The sequence below is a fragment of the Peribacillus sp. TH16 genome, from assembly GCF_016651095.1.
GTDB classification, from domain to species: Bacteria; Bacillota; Bacilli; order Bacillales; family DSM-1321; genus Peribacillus; species Peribacillus butanolivorans.
This window is the reverse complement of the sequence record NZ_JAEKEM010000009.1, coordinates 1,897,076-1,918,906: the sequence shown is the minus strand read 5'-3', so window position 1 is coordinate 1,918,906 and position 21,831 is coordinate 1,897,076. Positions and strand designations below refer to the sequence as shown.

At 38.3% G+C, this 21,831-nt stretch carries 17 protein-coding genes and 1 pseudogene; 12 read left to right on the top strand and 6 right to left on the bottom strand.

Annotated features, from left to right (window positions below):
* The first annotated feature begins 10 nt into the window (after positions 1–10).
* Entirely contained in the window at positions 11–1,300 is a 1,290-nt protein-coding gene (locus JFV29_RS23255; RefSeq protein WP_201186644.1) for a M56 family metallopeptidase, read from the top strand.
* Between the two features lie 49 nt (positions 1,301–1,349).
* Here the strand turns inward: JFV29_RS23255 and JFV29_RS31270 are convergent, their stop codons facing one another.
* A complete protein-coding gene (locus JFV29_RS31270; RefSeq protein WP_274607077.1) occupies positions 1,350–1,478 on the bottom strand; it encodes a hypothetical protein in 129 nt (42 codons plus the stop codon).
* 284 nt (positions 1,479–1,762) lie between these two features.
* Between JFV29_RS31270 and JFV29_RS23250 the strand changes: the two genes are divergently transcribed.
* The 3 genes from JFV29_RS23250 (at position 1,763) to ppsA (ending at position 6,890) form a co-directional block, all read left to right on the top strand.
* Positions 1,763–1,978 (top strand): hypothetical protein, encoded by a 216-nt coding sequence (locus JFV29_RS23250; protein ID WP_201186643.1) that lies wholly within the window; start codon positions 1,763–1,765, stop codon positions 1,976–1,978.
* Between the two features lie 453 nt (positions 1,979–2,431).
* Positions 2,432–3,460: a D-alanine--D-alanine ligase family protein gene (locus tag JFV29_RS23245; RefSeq protein WP_201186640.1), complete on the top strand. Its 1,029-nt coding sequence runs from the start codon at positions 2,432–2,434 to the stop codon at positions 3,458–3,460.
* A gap of 814 nt (positions 3,461–4,274) precedes the next feature.
* Positions 4,275–6,890 carry a phosphoenolpyruvate synthase gene (ppsA, locus tag JFV29_RS23240; RefSeq protein WP_201186638.1) on the top strand — a complete coding sequence of 872 codons (2,616 nt, stop codon included), beginning with the start codon at positions 4,275–4,277 and terminating at the stop codon, positions 6,888–6,890.
* 480 nt (positions 6,891–7,370) lie between these two features.
* Here the strand turns inward: ppsA and JFV29_RS23235 are convergent, their stop codons facing one another.
* The 5 genes and pseudogenes from JFV29_RS23235 to JFV29_RS23215 form a co-directional block, all read right to left on the bottom strand.
* The gene (locus JFV29_RS23235) at positions 7,371–7,904 is read right to left on the bottom strand and encodes a YhcN/YlaJ family sporulation lipoprotein (protein WP_201186636.1); all 534 of its coding nucleotides are present in this window, start codon (positions 7,902–7,904) and stop codon (positions 7,371–7,373) included.
* A gap of 901 nt (positions 7,905–8,805) precedes the next feature.
* Positions 8,806–9,201 carry a DoxX family protein gene (locus JFV29_RS23225; RefSeq protein ID WP_201186634.1) on the bottom strand — a complete coding sequence of 132 codons (396 nt, stop codon included), beginning with the start codon at positions 9,199–9,201 and terminating at the stop codon, positions 8,806–8,808.
* 366 nt (positions 9,202–9,567) lie between these two features.
* Positions 9,568–9,960 carry an SRPBCC family protein gene (locus JFV29_RS30755; RefSeq protein ID WP_242485487.1) on the bottom strand — a complete coding sequence of 131 codons (393 nt, stop codon included), beginning with the start codon at positions 9,958–9,960 and terminating at the stop codon, positions 9,568–9,570.
* A pseudogene (locus tag JFV29_RS31265) lies at positions 9,961–10,287 on the bottom strand (ArsR/SmtB family transcription factor); the annotation flags it as partial.
* 130 nt (positions 10,288–10,417) lie between these two features.
* Positions 10,418–11,011 carry a YdeI/OmpD-associated family protein gene (locus tag JFV29_RS23215; protein WP_201186630.1) on the bottom strand — a complete coding sequence of 198 codons (594 nt, stop codon included), beginning with the start codon at positions 11,009–11,011 and terminating at the stop codon, positions 10,418–10,420.
* Between the two features lie 970 nt (positions 11,012–11,981).
* On the opposite strand from JFV29_RS23215, the gene JFV29_RS23210 reads away from it, so the two are divergent.
* The 8 genes from JFV29_RS23210 (at position 11,982) to JFV29_RS23175 (ending at position 21,659) form a co-directional block, all read left to right on the top strand.
* Positions 11,982–12,764, top strand: a complete 783-nt coding sequence (locus JFV29_RS23210) for a sulfite exporter TauE/SafE family protein (protein WP_201186628.1) — start codon at positions 11,982–11,984, stop codon at positions 12,762–12,764.
* Positions 12,765–12,806: 42 nt separating this feature from the next.
* Entirely contained in the window at positions 12,807–14,006 is a 1,200-nt protein-coding gene (locus JFV29_RS23205; RefSeq protein ID WP_201188043.1) for an FAD/NAD(P)-binding oxidoreductase, read from the top strand.
* A gap of 62 nt (positions 14,007–14,068) precedes the next feature.
* A complete protein-coding gene (locus tag JFV29_RS23200) occupies positions 14,069–15,502 on the top strand; it encodes an MBL fold metallo-hydrolase (protein WP_201186626.1) in 1,434 nt (477 codons plus the stop codon).
* Between the two features lie 149 nt (positions 15,503–15,651).
* Entirely contained in the window at positions 15,652–16,911 is a 1,260-nt protein-coding gene (locus JFV29_RS23195) for a MalY/PatB family protein (RefSeq protein ID WP_309558132.1), read from the top strand.
* 63 nt (positions 16,912–16,974) lie between these two features.
* Entirely contained in the window at positions 16,975–18,420 is a 1,446-nt protein-coding gene (locus tag JFV29_RS23190) for a sigma-54 interaction domain-containing protein (protein ID WP_201186625.1), read from the top strand.
* A gap of 316 nt (positions 18,421–18,736) precedes the next feature.
* A complete protein-coding gene (locus JFV29_RS23185) occupies positions 18,737–20,122 on the top strand; it encodes an amino acid permease (RefSeq protein WP_201186624.1) in 1,386 nt (461 codons plus the stop codon).
* Between the two features lie 94 nt (positions 20,123–20,216).
* Positions 20,217–20,570, top strand: coding sequence for a RidA family protein (locus JFV29_RS23180; RefSeq protein ID WP_201186623.1), 354 nt, complete (start codon positions 20,217–20,219; stop codon positions 20,568–20,570).
* Between the two features lie 93 nt (positions 20,571–20,663).
* Entirely contained in the window at positions 20,664–21,659 is a 996-nt protein-coding gene (locus JFV29_RS23175) for a D-cysteine desulfhydrase (protein WP_201186622.1), read from the top strand.
* Positions 21,660–21,831: the final 172 nt, after the last annotated feature.

Here is a 21,831-nt window from a genome sequence, read left to right as displayed (position 1 = left end):
GAATTATGATATGAGTATTCTCAACATGGGTGTAGACGCATCTCTCCTCCTCATCATTGTGCTATTGATGAGGATGTTAGTAAGAAATAAAGTGCCAAAGCAAACATTTTTAATTCTTTGGGGAATCGTTGCATTTAAACTACTCATCCCCTACTCTTTTTATTCAAAGTTGAGCATACAGCCTATGCTGAAAAACTTATTTGTTACGCTCACTCACTCAAATGATTCGGAAAGTATGCACAATACAATCGAAATTGCACAAACATCAAGTACGTTCTATGATCAGCTTTTGCTTGTGATGACAAGCGATTTCGTTCAGTACCTTTGGGCATGTGGGGGTATAGGGGTTTTGCTATTCTTTATAGTGGCCTATGTTAGATTATATAAAGAATTTCAAACAGCCATTCCAGTGAAGAATAATGAGTATCTCGATCAATGGCTAAACGATCATAAGTTAAAAAGAACGATTCAAATTGCAGTATCAGATAGAATTACAACCCCGTTAACATATGGAATCTTTAAACCAGTCATCTTATTGCCGAAATCAACAAATTGGGAAGACGCTGCAAATATTCAGTTTATTCTCACGCATGAATTAATTCATATTAAACGCTTTGACGTTTTGTGGAAAGTAATTTTAACGATTATGGTAGCTTTGCATTGGTTTAATCCATTAGTTTGGCTTATGTATTTTTTAGTAAACAGAGACATTGAATTGTCTTGCGACGAAAGGGTTATTAGACAGTTTGGAGATAAGGCAAAGTCAGCATATGCACTATCTCTCATCAATATGGCAGATGAAACCTATACGGTTACGCCGCTTTGTAACCATTTTAGTAAAAACGGGATTGAAGAAAGGATAGTGTCCATTATGACCTTAAAGAAAAAGTCGGTTTTAGGAACAGTATTTGCATGTACATTAGTCATTGGAGGGATGACCGTCTTTGCGGCAACTGGCCAAGAGCCACCAACACTGAAAGAAGGCAAAGAACGAAATGCAGTGATTGTTACTGATGCATCAAATAGTACGACAGAACCACATGTAATCGCAACAAATAAAGGCAAAGAGCGAAATCCAGTTATTGATACTGATGCATCAAATAGTATGACAGAACCACATGTAATCACAACAAATAAAGGCAAAGAGCGAAATCCAGTTATTGATACTGATGCATCAAATAGTACGACAGAACCACATGTAATCACAACAAATAAAGGCAAAGAGCGAAATCCAGTTATTGATACTGATGCATCAAATAGTACGACGGAACCACGTGTAATCGCAACAAATGAAGAATAAATAAATTACTCCAAAGACTAGTCCTGAAATCCGGGATTAGTTTTTTCATTTACTCCATCATCATTTTTTCATAATAAAACTCAAATGCCTTCCACTTTGTTGGTCTTGCCAATAGCGCGGCTACCAAGTCAAACGAAAAGAACGTTTTCAAGACGGAGATAGGCGCTGTGTTTTCCAAGCTCTTCTCGATCAGCTAGTAGACCAGGATTTTAAATTTAAGGTGGAAGAAGAGTAAAAAGGATGACAGTCACCTAAACAATCATGTTATCTCAAACAAATTCGGCAATATAAGGAACTATATAGGTATTTATTTTTTAGAACAAATGATGGACAAGTTTATGGTAATACAAACGATACTCCTGAATCTTTTGAGGAATTAGCCAGATAAATGATGCTTTTGAAGATAAATTTATAAGTGACCAAATAGCTGAAAATCATTTTAAAATTGATGTTCGACCAATTATGCATCAAATAAGATTTAGTGACAAGTATGTTTCAAAAACCTTCAAGCTAGATAACGGAAGTGTTGCAAAGTATATGGAAAAACCATTTAAGGGTTATAATCTGTTAGTGTTTGAAAGAGATGATTGGGAATATATGTTCGGTATTGATAAAAAAGTTTCTGATAAGGTAACACCCGAAATACTAGTTCAAATAGCTAATTCTATTGATTTCTAAAAAATCGTTCTTCAACTACCGGGTGCTTTAGTAGAAAATCTTTGAGCTGTTTGTTTATACAGCTCTTTTTTTATGCAACTAACGGGGCAGGATAGTTCCATAAGGAATACTGTTAAGTGACATTAAAGTTGTTTAATTTACAATAAAGTCGTTTAAAAACGTCAGTCATGTTATTCCATTAAAGGGCCATTTAGTTGAGTAACTCACTTTTAAAATAAATGGATAATTATGTTGAAGTATATAGGGGTTGTGAAGAATTGTACTTAAAGTAACTAGCAGTTTAGTGAAGAATTGTACTTAAAGTAACTAGCAGTTTAGTGAAGGACTGGTGCAAAGTTTATCCGAAATAAGACATAAGTGTTTATGAAACTTTTTCCATTTCCATTCTTAATATATAATGAATGAGGTGAAACTATTTAATTAATAGTAAATAATCGTCATAGGAGGTAAAAAATGAGAATAGTTGTATTAGCTGGCGGATTAAGTGATGAAAGGGATGTTTCTCTTGCTTCTGGTGCTCAAATTTCTAATGCTTTAGTTTCAAAAAATCATGATGTATTATTACTAGATATTTATAAAGGTTTACAAGATGTTTCTGATTTTGAATCAGCTTATAAAAAATATAGAAAAGAAACATATACTTATAATGTGCCTAAAGAAAAACCTAATTTGGAAGTATTACGAAAACAGCAAAATAATCAAAAGTCTTTAATTGGTCCTAATGTGTTAGAAATTTGTCAAGATGCCGATATTTGCTTCCTTGCTCTTCATGGTGGAATTGGTGAAAATGGACAATTACAGGCCTTATTCGATATATACGGTATTCAATATACTGGTAGTCCCTATGAGGGCAGTCTATTAGCGATGAATAAAATAATTTCAAAAGAATTAATGGCTTTTAATGGGATAAAAACGCCGAAATGGGATATTTATGATTTCGATAAAGAATTACCAGAAATTAATTATCCAGTAGTTTTCAAGCCAAATGACAACGGTTCTAGTATAGGAGTGATAATTCTTAATAATTCTGATGAACTTCATAAAGCATTAGAAGAAATAAAGGATATTTCAAATACTATTCTAATTGAAGAAAAAATAGATGGTAGAGAGTTTTCTGTGGGTATAATTGGAAATGCTGCTATACCTGTTATAGAAATTATTCCTAAGAAAGGTTTCTTCGATTACCAAAGTAAGTATCAAGAAGGTGCAAGTGAAGAAATATCTCCTGCAAATATTCCAAATAGTCTAGCTGAAGAATTACAAAACACGGCGTTAAAAGTACATAATTTATTAGGATTAAAAGTCTATTCTAGAATTGACTTTATTGTTGATCAGGATAATGTAATTTATTGTATTGAAGCAAATTCTCTACCTGGTATGACGCAAACTAGTTTATTACCTAAAGAAGCCCATGCTAATCAAATAAGTTATGAAGATTTATGCGAATTACTAATAATAGAATCTTTCAAGAAATACTCATAAGAACAAGATATATCATACGTAAACAAAAGCAGTGTGTAGTCAGTGCTTTTGTTTTTAGAGTCTTACAGTTTAATATCGTATTATTAGCAGGTACGAATCTGTAGTAAGAATTAAGTGATTTTATAAGTGAAGTCAGATTTTAGTTATTCAATTAAAGGGCGCGATTCTTTAATAAGAATCACTTTTCTTAATGAACTAACAGGTGCGTTAGTTCATTAAGGATCTCAAAAATGATCAATCTTTTTTATAAAAGATTGATCCAATTAAATAGTATAAGGGCATGTTTTGATTAATCTTTTTTCAAAACATGCCCTTTCTATTTATTCATTTAGGTTTCTTGTATTAATTTGATCAAACTTTGTTTCAAAGCTACAGTCATAAAAGTAATTGGTGAATTTCTTGGAGGTTTGCGTGTATTGTATATTTGCAACACAGGAAAACAAAAAGAAGTCGTAGTTATCAAATGAAAATCACGACCTAAAATTCAAAATTATTTGTGAGTCATTTGTCTTGTAAAATGGGGTTTTTCTTCCTTTGAATTTGCAACAATTATGTCGTGTAAATACATTGATAAAAATGAGAAACTGTGGTAAATTTATATAGATATATCAATTATGTATTTTTGTATAAACTATCCCTATTTTAATTATACATCATAAAATCCTTTTCAGTCAACCACTATTTTTATTTTTTTAAGGGAACATGGAACTTCGCCAGGAGTAGGAACGAGTGGACAGCGTAATTGGTTGATCAGATGAACAATTTTTGTAATATGATTCGTCTTGGTATTGAGAGATAAATGGGAGGGAAAGAAATGAAACCATATGTACTAGAGTTTCGGGAGATCGATAAAACGCAACTTTTGCTCGCCGGAGGAAAAGGGTCTAATTTAGGGGAACTATCGAAGATTCATGGAATACAAGTGCCAGAAGGATTTTGTGTTACGACAGAAGCTTATCAAAAAGCCCTCGAACAAAATGAAGCATTCTACGCATTGTTGGATCAACTAACACTGCTAAAAGTAGAGGATCGAGATCAAATTGGTGAAATCAGCAGGAAGATTCGGAAAATCATTATGGAAGTAGAGATTCCTTCCGATGTAGTGAAGGCTGTTGCTCACTATCTCTCCCAGTTTGGCGATGAACATGCTTATGCAGTGCGTTCCAGTGCAACTGCTGAAGATTTACCACACGCCTCTTTTGCCGGTCAACAAGATACCTATTTAAATATCATCGGAAAAGAAGCAATCTTACAGCATATCAGTAAATGTTGGGCTTCCCTATTTACTGATCGCGCAGTAATTTACCGAATCCAAAACGGATTTGATCACAGCCAAGTTTACCTATCAGTTATCATTCAACGGATGATTTTCCCACAGGCTTCAGGGATTTTATTTACTGCTGATCCAATTACTTCCAATCGAAAGCTACTATCGATCGATGCTAGCTTTGGACTAGGAGAGGCCCTTGTCTCCGGCTTGGTATCTGCCGATTGTTATAAAGTACAGGAAGAGGAAATCGTCGATAAGATGATAGCAACCAAAAAATTGGCTATCTATGGACTTAAAGAAGGCGGAACAGAGACCAAGCAGATTGATCCTGATCAGCAAAAGACTCAAACACTTACTGAACAACAAATTTTACAACTAACACGCACAGGAAGACAGATCGAAGCTTATTTTGGTTACCCACAAGATATCGAATGGTGTTTGGTTGATGATACATTTTATATTGTCCAGAGTCGGCCAATCACTACTTTATACCCGATCCCTGAAGCGAATGATCAAGAAAATCATGTTTATGTATCTGTCGGTCATCAACAAATGATGACCGATCCCATGAAACCACTGGGATTGTCTTTTTTCCTGTTAACGACTAATGCACCCATGCGTAAAGCTGGTGGAAGGTTGTTTGTTGATGTCACACATATGCTGGCTTCACCTGACAGCAGAAAAATGTTATTAGATGCCATGGGACAACACGATCCGCTCATGAGAGACGCACTTATGACCATAATAGAGCGAGGAGATCTCATAAAATCTTTACCAAATGATAAGCAAGAACAGAGTTCCGGTAAAAGCAATAAAAGTGTGTCGTCTGCGGATTCTAAGGCACAAATCGAAAACGACCCGACAATCGTTTCTGATTTGATTAAGAGTAGTCAAACATCGATAGAAGAGTTAAAACAAAACATCCAAACGAAATTAGGATCGGATTTATTTGATTTTATTCTGGAAGATATCCAGATATTAAAGAAGATTTTATTTGACCCACAAAGTTCAGCTGTGTTTATGGCTGCTATAGATGCTTCATCATGGATCAATGAAAATATGAACGAGTGGTTAGGTGAAAAAAACGCAGCCGACACCCTTTCTCAATCTGTACCAAACAATATTACTTCGGAAATGGGTCTGGCGCTATTGGATGTCGCAGATGTGATTCGTCCTTATCCAGAAGTAATTGATTATTTACAACATGTAAAAGATGATAACTTTTTGGATGAACTGGTTAAGTTTGATGGTGGACAGGAAACCCAAGACGCTATCTATGATTATCTCAGCAAATACGGAATGCGATGTACCGGAGAAATCGATATTACTAAAACTCGTTGGAGCGAAAAACCAACTACACTTGTCCCTGTGATTCTTAGTAATATCAAAAACTTTGAGCCTAATGCTAGCAATCGGAAATTTGAGCAAGGGCGACAGGAAGCTTTGAAAAAAGAACAAGAGTTATTAGATCGATTGAAGCAATTACCGGATGGTGAGCAAAAAGCCAAAGAAACAAAACGAATGATCGACCTAATCCGGAATTTCATCGGTTATCGGGAATATCCAAAATACGGCATGGTTAATCGCTACTTCGTTTATAAGCAGGCTTTACTGAAAGAAGCCGAACAACTCGTACAAGCGGGCGTTATTCATGAAAAAGAAGATATATACTATCTCACTTTTGAAGAACTTCACGAAGTCGTACGCACAAATAAACTAGATTACCAAATCATCAGCAAACGAAAAGACGAGTACAAATTATATGAAAAACTAACTCCACCACGTGTTATCACGTCTGATGGTGAAATCATTGTTGGGGAGTACAAACGAGAAAATCTCACAGCCGAAGCTATTGTAGGTCTACCGGTTTCTTCCGGAGTTATAGAGGGCAGAGCACGCGTCATCTTAAAAATGGAAGATGCAGATCTAGAAGATGGAGATATACTGGTTACAACCTTCACCGATCCTAGCTGGACACCATTGTTTGTATCCATAAAAGGACTTGTCACCGAAGTTGGCGGACTGATGACCCATGGAGCAGTCATCGCACGTGAATATGGCTTACCTGCCGTTGTCGGTGTTGAAAATGCCACCAAGCTGATAAAAGATGGGCAACGTATTCGAGTAAATGGAACAGAAGGTTATATAGAAATACTATAATTCATTACATTTAAATCATAAAAGAAGAGCATTCGAATTAGGAAAATCATTGACATCATGGTGCTTTGCGGTCTATGTAAGAACCCTGTCACTAGGACATATACGGGGGCAGTAACTGAAGATCGATATTAATTCTGTTAAGATTATCTTGAAATCGAGTCTTCTGTTAAAGGGCACGATTGTTGAATAATTAAATCCCAATTTCTCATTTATATCACTGAAAGATTGGGATTTTTAATAGTGGAAATTCCTTAACGTTGTAAATCCGCGTTTTGCTAAAGGTACCCCTTTTAGGGATTGAAGAAGTATGAGAAGGTGCTACCTGTAACAATAGGTAGCACCTCTTTTTGGCCATAAAGCCTACCGCAGGTCTAAACGAAATACATCAAAATGCTTCCTCGTTTTATCAATATCTTGATCCGATAGTGAACCTAAGCAATATGAGCTCAAGTCGATTATAAACAGAGGTTTTAAGCTCTTTTATTTGGCATCCGGGAACATTCTTTGTACCATATCACCAAACTCATTAAATAGTCCGCCAATCGGCTTTCCATTTTGAATATCGTTGGCATAATCATTCATACTTTTAACAAAGTCAGGATTCGCAGAGACATAAACGTTGTCTACACTTTCATCATGTTTTTTTACATGATCAACAATTCTCTTTTCTAAGTCATTTGTCAGGTTCTTGTCATTTGTCAGATTCACGGCGACATATGCGTTATTATCTGTAATAATGACAGAGGCACCGTCTACACCCTCCATGTCCTCTAGCCGATTTGCTACTTCATCAGCCACGCGCATTTTATTATCATTGTCATCATTGCTTAATTGCCTGGTATTGTAATCGTTGTCCCTGTTTCTGTCATTTACATTCAAGGTATTGTCCATGGCATTATTTTTATCGCTTCGAGTATTCATTCCTACATTTTTTCCATTATCATTATTATCACTTACCCCGCAGCCCGTTAGGAATAGAGCAATCAAGGCGCTTGTTAAAAATGTGTATTTCATGTTAGTCACTCCTTTAAAAGTTTATACCCTAGTACTATCTGCTGGATTTCCGGAAATATTCATAAAAAAAGAACTTTATATCATCGCTAAGGATACTGCCCTAGTTTTCACGGGGAATAAACGAAATTAATTTTATTTCAATAATTGCTGTTTCTGATCTTACGGGTGTCCTACCACATGCCCATCAAGCTAGGCAAATATCGAAAAAAACGCTGTATTTTAATCACTATAATAACTATTTGTAATCAATATGTGGGGGTTAGCTCGTGTTGGCTACTAACAAAAAAGTACCTTGTTATTCTAAAAATAATTCTTTTATTTCCATCTTTTATTCGTCTTTCTAGGTCGGATAATAATTTTTAATACGGAGGGAAATATAACGGCAAAATAAATAAGCTTCATAAAAGCAATATATTAAAAAATGCTTGAAGACTTAAACGATTATTCTTTTAAAAATTCAAAGGAGGAAGAAAAATGTCCTTTTTATGGTCATTATTGGAGGTATTATCGGCTGGTTAGCAGGTATGATTACCGGACGCGATATTCCATTTGGTATTGTACCCTATCTCCATCACGTTAAAAAAATGTTTGTTCCCTAGTAATGAAAAAAATGAATTTAATTCTCATAAATAACTGTAGAGTGGTAAAAATTTCGTTCTGGGGGTACTACAAAACTTTAACTTGATGGCAATGGGGGTACCGCCAGCAATACGCGGATTTACAACATTAAGGATATTCCAGCATTAAAAATCCCAATCTCTCAGTGATATAAATGAGAAATTGGGATTTAATTATTCAACAATTGCGCCCTTAGTTCACATACATTATTTCGCATTCTTTTGAAAATAAAGCCTCCTAGTTCTTTTATATAAAACTTTAATTTCTTGTTTGGGAGATTTGATTAACAATTTGGCTCAATGCCTCGTTTATTGGTGTAGAAGATGCGGCTTTGTGGTCTCAACGCCCATGAAGCGATATTGAGTGCAGCATATGAAAGCGGAAGGATAATATGAAACCCGTAATCACCATAATCGTTAGCAAACGCATGAGATAAAGCCGCATCAGTCATTAAAAAGAAGATACCAGCGTGAGCCCATTCTTTAAGCCGAGGAAAACCTGGCACAACGAGAGCGATGACTCCAAGCACTTTCCAAATCCCGAGAATGGTCAAGATGTATAATGGGTAACCAAGATTCGTCACTAACTCGACGTTTCCCCCATATTGCATCAGTTGCCCGATACCACTTAACATAATAGCTGCTGCGAGTAGTAATGTGACCGTCCAATAAGCAATCATTTTTCTTTTGTTTTCATCCTTTGATCCCTTCCTTTAATCATTGATTTAAAAATGAAATACCATTACTGGGTAGTTCCTTACAACTCTTCACATTCGTCAGGACAATCGGCTTAGCGTTGTAAATCCGCATTTGCCTGACGGTTCCCCTATTATATTGTCTTTTCTTGAAATCCATTTTCATAAAAGAGGACGGGTTCCATATCCTATTGCAAAATCCGAAATTGTAATCAAAATTGCATCTGAATTTGTAATGTGTTTTGTATCAATATTTTTACTAAAAAAGCAAACGCATCAGTCCTATACTGAGCCGTTTGCTTTTTCCTCTACGTTTTTAGCTTAAAAAAAAACAGGTTCAGAGGTTTGGTCTTACATTTCCTCTAACACTTTTTTTAGTTCTTCGCCCATTTTCGCCCAACCATGTTTCGCACCATTGAACGCTTGATCTTCTTTTTCGAATCCTGTTTGTTCAAGATGTAAGTAGGTTGTTCCATCCTCTTGTTTCAATGTCCATGTGACTATAGTGTTTATCGGACCACCTACCCATGTGTAAGATAACTTATAAGGCTCTTCCACTACTAATACTTCACAATCTACAATTAAATTCCACTGCTCATTTCGGAATTGACTTTTATGTCCTACGATTGGTTTAAAGTTATTTTCCATTATCCATTTTGCAAGAGTATCCGAATCTGTTAATGCGTTCCACACCTTATTGATCGGGCTCTTAAAATTAAAATCTTGTGATACTGTTAAATTCATTTTTTGTTCCTCCTGTAATATTTGGTTTAAAAGCAATATTCTTTCATTCCAGAATTTCCTGTAAAACGATACCCAATCCTCAATTTCTCTTAACGGAGCAGCATTCAGCCGATACCTTGTTTCTCTACCAACTTTACGGTCGGCAACTAGACCAGCTTCTTTAAGGATAGCCAAATGTTTAGAAACAGCAGTACGACCCATTTGAAATTGAGCGGTTAATTCGTGAAGAGGTAACTCTTCTGCATCTGCCAACAAACGAAGTAATTTACGTCTTGTTGGGTCAGCGATGGCTCCATAAACATCACGCTCTTGATTTTTATCGTTCAAAATCACCCCCCCTTTAAATTAGACACCAATTGGTGCCTTTATTATATGACACTAATTGGTGTCCTGTCATTTTCTTTATTTTCCATAATAGCATTAGTTTTATTCTCCTATCATCAAGTATATAAGTGCCCTAATCATTTAATCCCTTTCCATTGAGAATTTGCTGCATACATTTTTCAACCCTTGACACTCGAGTTTTGGATTGTTTGGGTTCAGAAAAATAACGAATGTATGCTCTTTGCCGTCCCGGCGTCAATGCTTCAAAAGCAGTTTTCAAGGCAGGGATTTCATCGAATTTATTTTGAAATTCTTCAGGAATTATGAATTCTGTCGTCTTCTTAAAATTCACTTCCAAACCGGCTTTTTCAACTTCAATGGCTTCATAAATATAGGCTTTCAAGATGGTTTCCATTTCAACTATTTCTTGAACATTGGTGAACCGAATCTGGCGCGCCGCCTGTACATTCTCCGTTTGTTGGATTAGAATCCCATGGGTATCCTGTAACAAGGCACCTTTGTGAAACAGAAGCGCACAATATTCTTTAAATCCATGTATTAAAACAATGTTTTTTTTCTCAAACGTGTAACAAGGATGCATCCACTTAAATTCTTCGGTCAGCTCACAGTCAAGAACGATATTTCTCAACTTCTCATATTCTTCCTTCCACTTGTTAGCTTTACTTAAAAATTCATCAACCTTAGGATTCATTCTACTATTTGTCATCAAGGAACACTCCTCTTCAATTTTTCAATCAGCTGACCGTCAAGAATGATCATTCTCAATTTCTCCAATTCTTTCTGTCACTTTTTGGCTTTACTTGAATATTCATCAACCTTGAATCATATGACCCACTTGGCAAGCTTGCTTGAATCGGTTAAGGCGGACGTGAAGAGGTAATTCTTCTACGTCTGCCATCAGTTCACGTCGAGTCGGGTCGGGTCGGGTCGGCAAGGGCAACATACACATCCCTCATTTTTTTTGTATGGGTCAAAATCACCCTCCCCTTACTTTCGGATTATAAAGAGACTCCGATTGGTGTCCGATTTATAGTAGGACATTAATTGGTGTCATGTCAAGCAGACCTGGCTTGAAAGTTACAGGGAACTTATGTCGATAATCTGCCCGTTAGTTTAAGTGCATTTCTTAACAATGTCACATAAATATCCAGTTTTGTTTGAGAGTCTTATTCCATTAAATGGCCCTTTAATGGAATAGCATGATTAACGTTTTTAAACAAATGTAAGGTTTTTTTCAATGTTGTAGCTACTGTCAAAAAGCATACTTTATGACACGTAGAATGATAGCTCTAATCTGTATGTCAAAAGGTGAATTATCTCATTTCTAACACATTAACAAGTTCCTGTACGCTATTTCAGTTATACGAAATCTAAAAAAATTTTTGGTATCAGATATGTTAGTTAAAACACTTTATAGAAATAGCTTGAAGAGTTTATCACAGATGCAAAAATAGTTCCTAGTCCTAGGAAGAATTTAAACTTGATGATAAAGGCTTTTTTTATATATTGATAGCAAAATTGGGAATTTCCAAAGAGTTCAGTGTGCAAAACAAGCGGTTTTACAGGAGAAAATAGTTGGCATGGTTTTTGCTTATATAAATAGTGAGTAAATAGAGAAAGGAGGGAGAGATGAATCACCAACTACTCAGCTTTGTTGGTAAGAGTCTCAGGAAAGAATGACAACTATTCAAGTGCTCCTCTCCATTTTTTCAGGAACTATTGTCGGATTCGTACTTGGTTTGCTCGGCGGAGGTGGATCAATACTTGCTGTTCCACTTTTGCTTTACGTTGTTGGTATGAAAGATCCGCATGTGGTAATTGGCACGTCAGCGTCAGCCGTGGCTATAAATGCCTATGCAAACCTTATTCCATACGCACGAGCCGGCCATGTGCAATGGAAATCGGCGATTACTTTTGCCCTACCTGGTGCAATAGGTGCTTATACGGGATCGATTATCGGAAAGTTGGTACCTGGTAAACAGTTGTTATTTCTTTTTGCCATTTTGATGATCGTCATAGCTGTAAAAATGGTTATGCCAAAGAAAACGAAGAGTCAGGAAGATGATTTTCAAAATCAAGTGAAGCTTCCACTGTTGATCACCATGGCCATTCTAGTGGGGCTGTTATCCGGTTTTTTCGGGATTGGTGGCGGATTTTTGATTGTTCCCGGTTTAATTTTTGTAACAAGGATGCCAATGATTGCAGCAATTGGATCTTCTCTGGTATCTGTGGGCACATTTGGGCTTATGACAGCTATAAGCTATACCTTATCTGGCCTTGTAAACTGGTGGATTGTGTTCGCATTTGTTGGAGGGGGAGTTGTCGGCGGAACAGTTGGGGCTTGGCTGGCAGTGCGCTTAAGCAAACAGCAGCGTACGCTCCATTATGTATTTTCCGGTGTTGTAATGTTGGTCGCCATTTACATGCTAATCATTAATGCTGAAGCGTTAGATTGGTGAGCTACTTAATAAAATTGAGATGAGGAGATTAGAATGGCAAATATGAAGAATGAAACACATTACAAAGTTTTGATTGTAGGAGGGGGCAGTGCCGGAATTACGGTTGCAGCCCGTCTCCTGCGTGAATCTCGCACTCTGAGCGGAAACATTGCCATCATTGACCCTGCGACGAAACATTATTATCAGCCATTATGGACACTTGTGGGAGCTGGCGAAGCTGACAAAACTGTGACACAAAGGGAGGAAGCATCCGTTATTCCGAGCGGAGCCGTGTGGGTACAGGATGCGATAACCACATTTCAGCCAGATGAAAATGCTGTTGTAACAGCATCCGGAAAGAAACTGCACTACGAATATCTAGTTGTCGCTGCCGGGATTCAAATTAACTGGCATGAAATCAAGGGGTTAAAAGAGAGTATTGGAAAGAATGGGGTATGTAGTAATTACTCTTATGATTATGTTGATAGCACTTGGGAGGCGATCAGAAACTTCAAGGGGGGGACTTCCATTTTTACCAATCCGAACACGCCGGTAAAATGCGGTGGAGCTCCTCAAAAAATTATGTATTTGGCAGAAGATTATTTCAGAAAATCAGGAGTTCGCTCGCAATCTTCGGTTATTTTTGTTTCAGGTAGCCCATCCATTTTCAATGTAAAAAAATATGAACAGGCACTAAATAAAATAATTGAACGGAAAGAAATCGAGACATGTTTTATGCATCATCTCATTGAAATTGATGGTGACAAGAAACGAGCGACATTTGAAAATCTGAACACAAAAGAGTGTGTGGATATGCAATATGACATGATTCATGTGGTACCACCGATGAGCGCCCCTGATTTTATCAAGAATAGTTCCCTCGCAGCTAGTAATGGTTGGCTGAATGTAGATAAATATACGCTGCAGCATGAACACTTTGACAATATATTTGGCATAGGGGATTGCACAAACTTGCCTACTTCAAAAACAGGGGCTGCAATTCGCAAACAAGCGCCCGTGCTTGTGAAAAATTTACTTCATCGGATGCGTGCCAAACAAATGGTTCATAAATATGACGGCTATACATCATGTCCACTTGTTACTGGATACGGGCGGCTTATACTGGCTGAATTCAATTATGATTTACAGCCTCAAGAAACCTTTCCTATCGATCAATCCCGTGAGAGGTTCAGTATGTATGTATTGAAGAAAAACTTGCTTCCCGTTATGTATTGGAACGGGATGCTTAAAGGTATGATGTAAAAACATTTCTGATAGGCATAACAAAACAAAAGTAAGCAAGGCCCTTAAAAGGAGGATGATTTATGCTACTCAAGTATTTTTATGATGAGAAACTGGCTCAAGCTTCATACCTTGTGGGATGTCAGGCTACTGGCGAAGCGATCATTGTTGATCCGTCACGTAATATAGAAGCTTACTTAAAAACGGCAAGAGCACATGGTGTGCGGATCGTGGGTGTAACGGAAACACACATCCATGCGGATTTTTTGTCTGGTTCAAAGGAGCTAGCTTCAAGGCTTGGGGCCACATTGTATTTGTCTGATGAAGGAGGGGCGGACTGGAAATATGAGTACGCAACTGAATATCAACACTGCTTTCTAAGAAATGGAGATGTATTTTCCATTGGAAATATCAATTTTGAGGTGGTACATACACCAGGACACACACCTGAACATATATCGCTGCTCGTAACAGATGGGGGTGCATCTACCAAGGATCCACTCGGCATATTTACCGGAGATTTTGTATTTGTCGGTGATGTGGGACGTCCCGACTTATTAGAAAAAGCCGCAGGGGTGCACGGGTCCTCGGAAAAAATGGCACGCATGATGTATCGGTCTTTACAGCAGTTTAAAAACCTTCCTGACTATCTGCAAGTATGGCCGGGGCATGGAGCGGGCAGTGCCTGTGGAAAAGCGCTAGGTGCAATCCCGTCGTCAACCATTGGATATGAAAAACGGACAAATTGGGCACTGCAATATGATAATGAGGATCGCTTTATAGAAGCGCTGTTGGCTGGACAGCCGGAGGCACCCCCATATTTTTCAATGATGAAGCGGTTGAATAAAGAGGGAGCGCAGCAAATTCGAAGTATAGCAGCACCACTTTGTATGGAGGTTTCAATAGATATTGTGCAGGAATGGACGGAACAGGGAATTGTCATTGATACACGTCCGGCCAGTGAATTTGCCACCAAGCATATACGAGGGGTAATTAATATCCCTTATAACAAATCATTTGTAACTTGGGCGGGATGGCTGTTGGATTATGACCGACCAATATATCTTCTGGCATGCAATGCTGATGTGGCAGATATGATAAATGATCTCCAGTCCATTGGATTGGATCGTGTCGTTGCAACAATGGAACCATATATCATTGAGCAGGAAGGAGAATCTGATTCACGTGTTATGAAGTATGAAGAAGTGACAATGGACCAGATAGATGGCACTATTCAAACAGAACGCATATATGTGCTTGATGTCCGAAGCATGGGCGAATGGGAGGAAGGCCATATTCCGCAGGCGAAGCATGTGATGCTTGGTCATTTACAGGAACAGGCACACAAAATTCCGCATGATAAACCAATTTTGGTTTATTGCAAAACCGGCGGAAGATCAGCCATCGCTGCAAGCCTTCTACAAGTTCATGGTTTTAAAGAAGTACAAAGCCTTGTAGGTGGTTATGAGGAATGGAATAAACAGAAGAAGTTACGACCCACCAGAGATGCTAAATGAAATCTTTGAATTTTATCATCCATGCGAAAATACTTACCATAATTGCAAATGTGGTAATGCTTAGGATGAAAGGGTCTTTAAATAATGACCGCGGCATTAGGGGATTCAACCAAGAACCTCTATAAAAATAAGGAGATTTTATAAGTGAAATGAGTTGGCATGACAATTGCTTATATAAATTAGTAATGAGGCATAGTGCAAACAAACATAAGAAGGAGAGATACTCGATGAAATATAATTTTGACCAAGAAATCTGTCGACTGGGTACAGCCTGCGAAAAGTGGGATGATCTAGAAAATCATTTTGGCATAAAGGATGTTATACCGATGTGGGTGGCCGATATGGATTTTCAGTCTCCACAACCTATCATCGAAGCATTAAAACAACGTGTGGAGCACGGTGTATATGGCTACACGCTTAGACCGGACTCGTATATGGAATCCATTGTTGGTTGGCTAAAAAGAAGACATCGATGGTCCATTGAGAAAGAATGGATTACCCACAGCCCAGGAGTGATTCCAGCCCTATCGTTGGCGATTCAGTCCTTCACGCAGGCAGGTGACAAAATAATTATCCAACCTCCTGTATACCATCATTTTGCCCGGGTGATCCAAGCGAACGGCCGTGAAATTGTAAACAACCCGCTTAAGCTTGAAAATGGGCATTATTCCATAGATTTCGAAGATTTAGAGGCAAAGATAGATTCAACGGTAAAAATGTTGATTTTGTGTAGTCCTCATAACCCAATCGGAAGGGTATGGAGCAAAGAAGAATTGACCAGATTGGGACAGATTTGTATGAAGCATAACATTCTCGTTGTGGCAGATGAAATTCATTTTGACTTTGTTTATAAGACACATACTCACATTCCTTTTGCCTCTATATCAGAAGAGTTTGCGAATCATTCTCTTACCTGCATTGCGCCAAGCAAAACTTTTAACCTGATGGGTGTACAGACGTCAAGTATCATTATTCCAAATCAGCAACTGCGCGATAGGTATGATCGAGAACTTAATACATTATCCATTGGTTCGCCGAACATATTTGGTGTTGTTGCGTTAGAGGCTGCTTACCGATACGGAGAAGAATGGCTCGATCAGCTCCTTGAATATTTGCAGGAGAATTTGGAGTTCACTCTGAGTTACTTCAGCAAAAACATCCCTCAAATCAAAGTCATCCAGCCGGAAGGCACATACCTTGTCTGGCTGGATTGCCGGGAATTAGGGTTTTCAATTAAAGAAATGGATCAATTTATGTTGCAAGAAGCAAGGGTTGCAATGAATGAAGGGCACATTTTTGGTATGGAAGGTGAAGGGTTTATGCGACTTAATATCGCTTGCCCGCGTTCGATGTTGAAAAATGCTTTGGGTGGCATAGAAAAAGCTTTCTCCTCTTTGTGCAATGCGTAGAAATTTATTTTATAATAAATTTATTTTATTATTTCATATACCGCTATAGCAGAGGAGGATAATATGGCAGGATTTATCGGCATGCAGCAGTTTATTCAAGATTACGCTGAGAACACAGCAGGAATCCTTGGTCTGGATATAACCGTGCTTGATGAAAAGGGCGTTCGTATTAGCGGAACTGGTTACTATAAAGATCTCATTGGCAAAACGGCTCCGGAAGGCTCCTTTTTCAGAATGATATTGGAAACAGGGGAGCCTGGAGTGGTTTATGATGTGAAAAAAGATGAGTCGCAGTGTAGGAGTTGTAAATTCGTAAATCAATGCAAAGAACTCGCTACCATCGGGTTTCCTATTGTAAAGCAAGACAAACCAGTTGGCGTCATCGGCATGATTGGTTTTTCCCATGAACAAAAGGAGAAAATGATTATAGAATCAGAGAATCTGATCCAGTTTTTACGCAATGTTAGTACATTGTTAGTCAATAAATTAGCAATGCTGGACCCTGATAAAGAACCGGGTTGCAAAATACAAGAAGATATCCCGATCCCCCCGAAATCTATTACTTTTGAAAACATTCTTGGTAAAGATTCCGGGCTTCAAGATGTTATTAAAAAAGCAAGACGGATTATAAACAGCCCATCCACTGTCCTGATTAGGGGAGATAGCGGTACGGGGAAGGAATTATTAGCCAAAGCGATTCATTTTGAAAGCAAACGCCGGATGCATTCATTTGTAGCAGTTAATTGCGCTGCCATACCTGAAAGCTTGTTGGAAAGTGAGTTGTTTGGTTATGAGGGCGGATCATTTACCGGCTCAAGTCGGAATGGGAAAATGGGGAAATTTGAATTAGCGCACAACGGAACCATTTTTCTTGATGAAATTGGAGATATGCCGCTTTTCTTGCAGCCAAAGTTATTACGGGTTTTACAAGAAAGAGAGATTGAAAGAATCGGTGGAAAAAAAGCAATCGAGATTAATGTACGGGTGATTGCAGCCACTCACCAAAACCTGGAGGAAATGGTGCGAAACGGAACTTTTCGCGAGGATTTATATTATCGTCTCAATGTCATCCCTCTACATACCAAACCCTTGCGAGAGCGGCGTGATGATATCGCTTTGTATCTTGAACATTTCATGCATAAACATTGTAAGATCATGCAAAGGCACCCCTTGAGACTGGACCCAATGCTGGAGCGATGGCTTATACGCTATGATTGGCCGGGGAATATACGGCAGTTGGAAAACGCCGTAGAATATATGGCAAATATGGCTGAATCAGATACCGTCTCCTTCCATGATTTACCTGACTATCTGTTTCAACAGGATCATCTCACTGTGGAGAGTAGCGGATTAAGTTTAGAACAAATGATTTCAGAATATGAAAAAGACGTAATCCAGAGCTATTTCTTAGCTGAAAAATATCGGCATGATAAAGAACAAATTGCCCGGGAACTACAGATTAGCCTTTCTACTCTTTATCGCAAGTTGGAAAAATATAAATTATGTTAACTTCATAAAAAATATCTATTTTTCTCAATTAATAGTTACTTAAAATTAAAGCGGGAGAGTGCATATATATCATTTTCTCGCCTGGATTTGAGAGGGGTCAGGGCAAAAGCAGAAGGTAGAGGTATTTTGTTAAATGACTGAAAGTTCTGAAAATAATCAATAAAGAGATTTTTTAAAAGAACAGCCAGATGAGCCTTGCATACAAATTGAAGGGGGATACACTATGGGGAAATTAGAAGCAGAGATAAGCAACACCCTATAAGAGCGAAATTCAAAAGCATCCTTACAAAGGAAGCTGAAACCCAGACATTTAACGATGATGGCTATTGGTGGCGCTATTGGAACAGGATTGTTTGTATCCAGCGGATCGACGATTAGCACTGCGGGGCCGGGAGGAGCGCTAGCAGCATACATTCTGGTAGGAATCATGGTCTATTTTGTCATGAATAGTTTAGGAGAGCTATCGGCCTTCTTACCGGTCCCGGGGGCCTTTGATATCTATGCCTCAAAGTATATTGATCCTGCGTTAGGCTTTGCGTTAGGTTGGAACTATTGGTATACAACCGCGATAACGGTTCCTGCAGATTTGGTGGCCTCTACTCTTATTATGAAGTATTGGTTTCCGGACTCACCTTCTATCTTGTGGAGCGCACTATTTTTGGGTTTGTTGCTAATGTTAAATGTCTTATCAGTCAAGGCATATGGGGAAAGTGAATACTGGTTTGCTGGTATTAAGGTCATCTCGATCATCGTATTTCTCGTTATTGGGGTTGCTATGATTTTTGGAATTATGGGAGGACATTCGGTCGGGTTCAGTAACTTTACCCATGGAGATGCTCCTTTCAATGGCGGGCTTGTATCTATCTTTAGTGTAGTGCTCATCGCGGGCTTTGCGTTCCAGGGAACTGAGGTTATTGCGACGGCAGCCGGTGAAACCGAAAATCCATCGAAAAATGTACCGAAAGCGATTCGGTCAATCTTCTGGCGAATCCTTATTTTCTACGTGTTGACGATTTTTGTTATCGGTTTGATTATCCCTTATACGGATCCAAACCTGCTTAAATCCGGCGTTCAAAATGTATCTATCAGCCCCTTCACGCTTGTTCTTCAGAGAGCTGGGTTGGCATTTGCCGCTTCCGTCATGAATGCCGTGCTGCTTACATCTGTTTTATCAGCAGCAAATTCAGCAATGTATGCTTCTTCACGTATGCTATGGGCACTGGCGAAAGAAGGAAAGGCACCACGAATCTTTGCACGGCTTAACAGGAAGGGAATTCCCATGTTGGCCCTTTGTACAACTGCTATTATAGGACTTGCCTCTTTTTTAGCTTCCCTTTTTGGAAATGGTTCAGTGTTTATTTGGTTGGTAAATGCTTCAGCCCTTACCGGATTTATCAAATGGTTCGGGATTGCCGTTAGTCATTACCGCTTCCGTAAGGCATATGTAGCTCAAGGCAGAGATCTAAATGAATTGCCGTTTAAAGCCAAATGGTACCCGTTGGGCCCGGTTATCACGCTGTTATTTTTTGTGGTTTTCATTTTTGGGCAGACACTTTTTTCTGGACATCAAATTAGCTGGGCAGAAATTATAGCGACGTACATTGGTCTTCCTATTTTCTTGCTTCTCTGGCTTGGTTATAAAATCATTAAGAAAACAAAAATAGTTCCGCTTATGGAGTGTGATTTTGAGCGCAAAGAATAAGAGGTAAGGCTGTAATTAAATGTAAGCGTTTTATTCAAAGGGAAATTAAATTCAATTCCGTATAAATAGGATTACAAAAAAAGAGGTGTTTTATATGTTAAAAGAAACAATCATAACCAAAGAAGCCCCCAAGGCTATCGGTCCTTATTCACAAGCCATTAAAGTAGGAAATGTAGTGTATACTTCAGGGCAGCTTCCAATTTATCCTGAAACTGGAGAAATGCCTGATAATATTGAGGAGCAAACAAGGGTGTCATTGGAGAATCTTAAGAAGGTTGTGGAAGCGGCGGGAGCAAGCTTACAGCAGGTAATAAAAACAACGGTTTTTTTAAGTGATATGAGTCACTTTGCCACGATGAATCATGTATATGGAGAATTTTTTACAGATAATTATCCAGCTAGAAGTGCGATTGAAGTTGCTCGTTTGCCTAAAGATGCTATGATTTAATAATAATTGAAAAGAGAATGTTAGAATGAAATTCTCTTTTCTTTAATTTACATATGGTTAGTCTTAAACAGAGAAATATGGAGGAGATTTAATATGAATTTAGCACAATTCCCTAGACGGCGATATACACCAACCGATACACCTATTGAGAAATTACATCATTTTTCTGAAGTTCTTGGGGGCCCATCCATTTATCTTAAACGAGATGATTTACTGGGTCTGACGGCTGGGGGAAATAAAACAAGAAAACTAGAGTTCCTTGTTGCCGATGCAATGGAAAAAGGTGCGGATACGTTAATTACATGTGGAGGCATTCAATCAAATCATTGCCGCTTAACACTAGCCGCTGCAGTTAAAGAGAAAATGAAGTGCATCCTTGTGTTGGAAGAAGGACTTTCAGAAAGTCCTGAGCCAGATTTTAACGGTAACTATTTTTTATATCATTTATTGGGCGCTGAAGAAATCAAAATTGTGCCTAATGGAGCGGACTTAATGCAAGAAATGCAGAAAGTAGCTAATGAGGTAACGGAGAAAGGGAATCGACCTTACATAATACCAGTCGGGGGATCCAATGTGATTGGTGCAACGGGATATGCTGCTTGCGCTCAGGAAATTTTGGCACAGTCATTTAATCAAGGAATCGATATGAAGTCAGTCGTTTGTGTAAGCGGCAGTGGGGGAATGCATGCTGGTTTGGTGACCGGATTTCATGGAAATCAAAGTGGAATATCGGTAATTGGAATAAACGTAAGCAGAGGAAAAGCTGAACAAGAAGAGAAAGTTTTTCAGCTTGTTAAAGAAACTTCAACACACATCGGCATTCCAAATTCAATCCCTCGTGAGGCTGTTATGTGTTTTGATGAGTATGTCGGACCTGGCTATGCTTTACCTACGCCAGAAATGGTGGAAGCTGTCAAACTCATGGCAAGAACAGAAGGGATTTTATTAGATCCGGTATATACGGGTAAAGCGGTAGCGGGACTCATTGATTTAATACAAAAAGGCACCTTTAAGCCGGATGATAATATACTATTTGTACACTCTGGCGGCGCCTCATCGCTATATGCCAATACTTCTCTCTTTTATTGAAATTTAAAACAAAAAGAAAGATGTGAAAGGTAATATCCGGTTCTCGTGTTAAAATTGCATTTATTGAAAGTAGTCTATGTTTCTTATAGAATTTGGTTTTTATGCAGCCATTCCAAATAGTTGATTCCTTTTATTAGAAGCTTGCTGATTCAGTTTAAAAGCAGTATTTTAT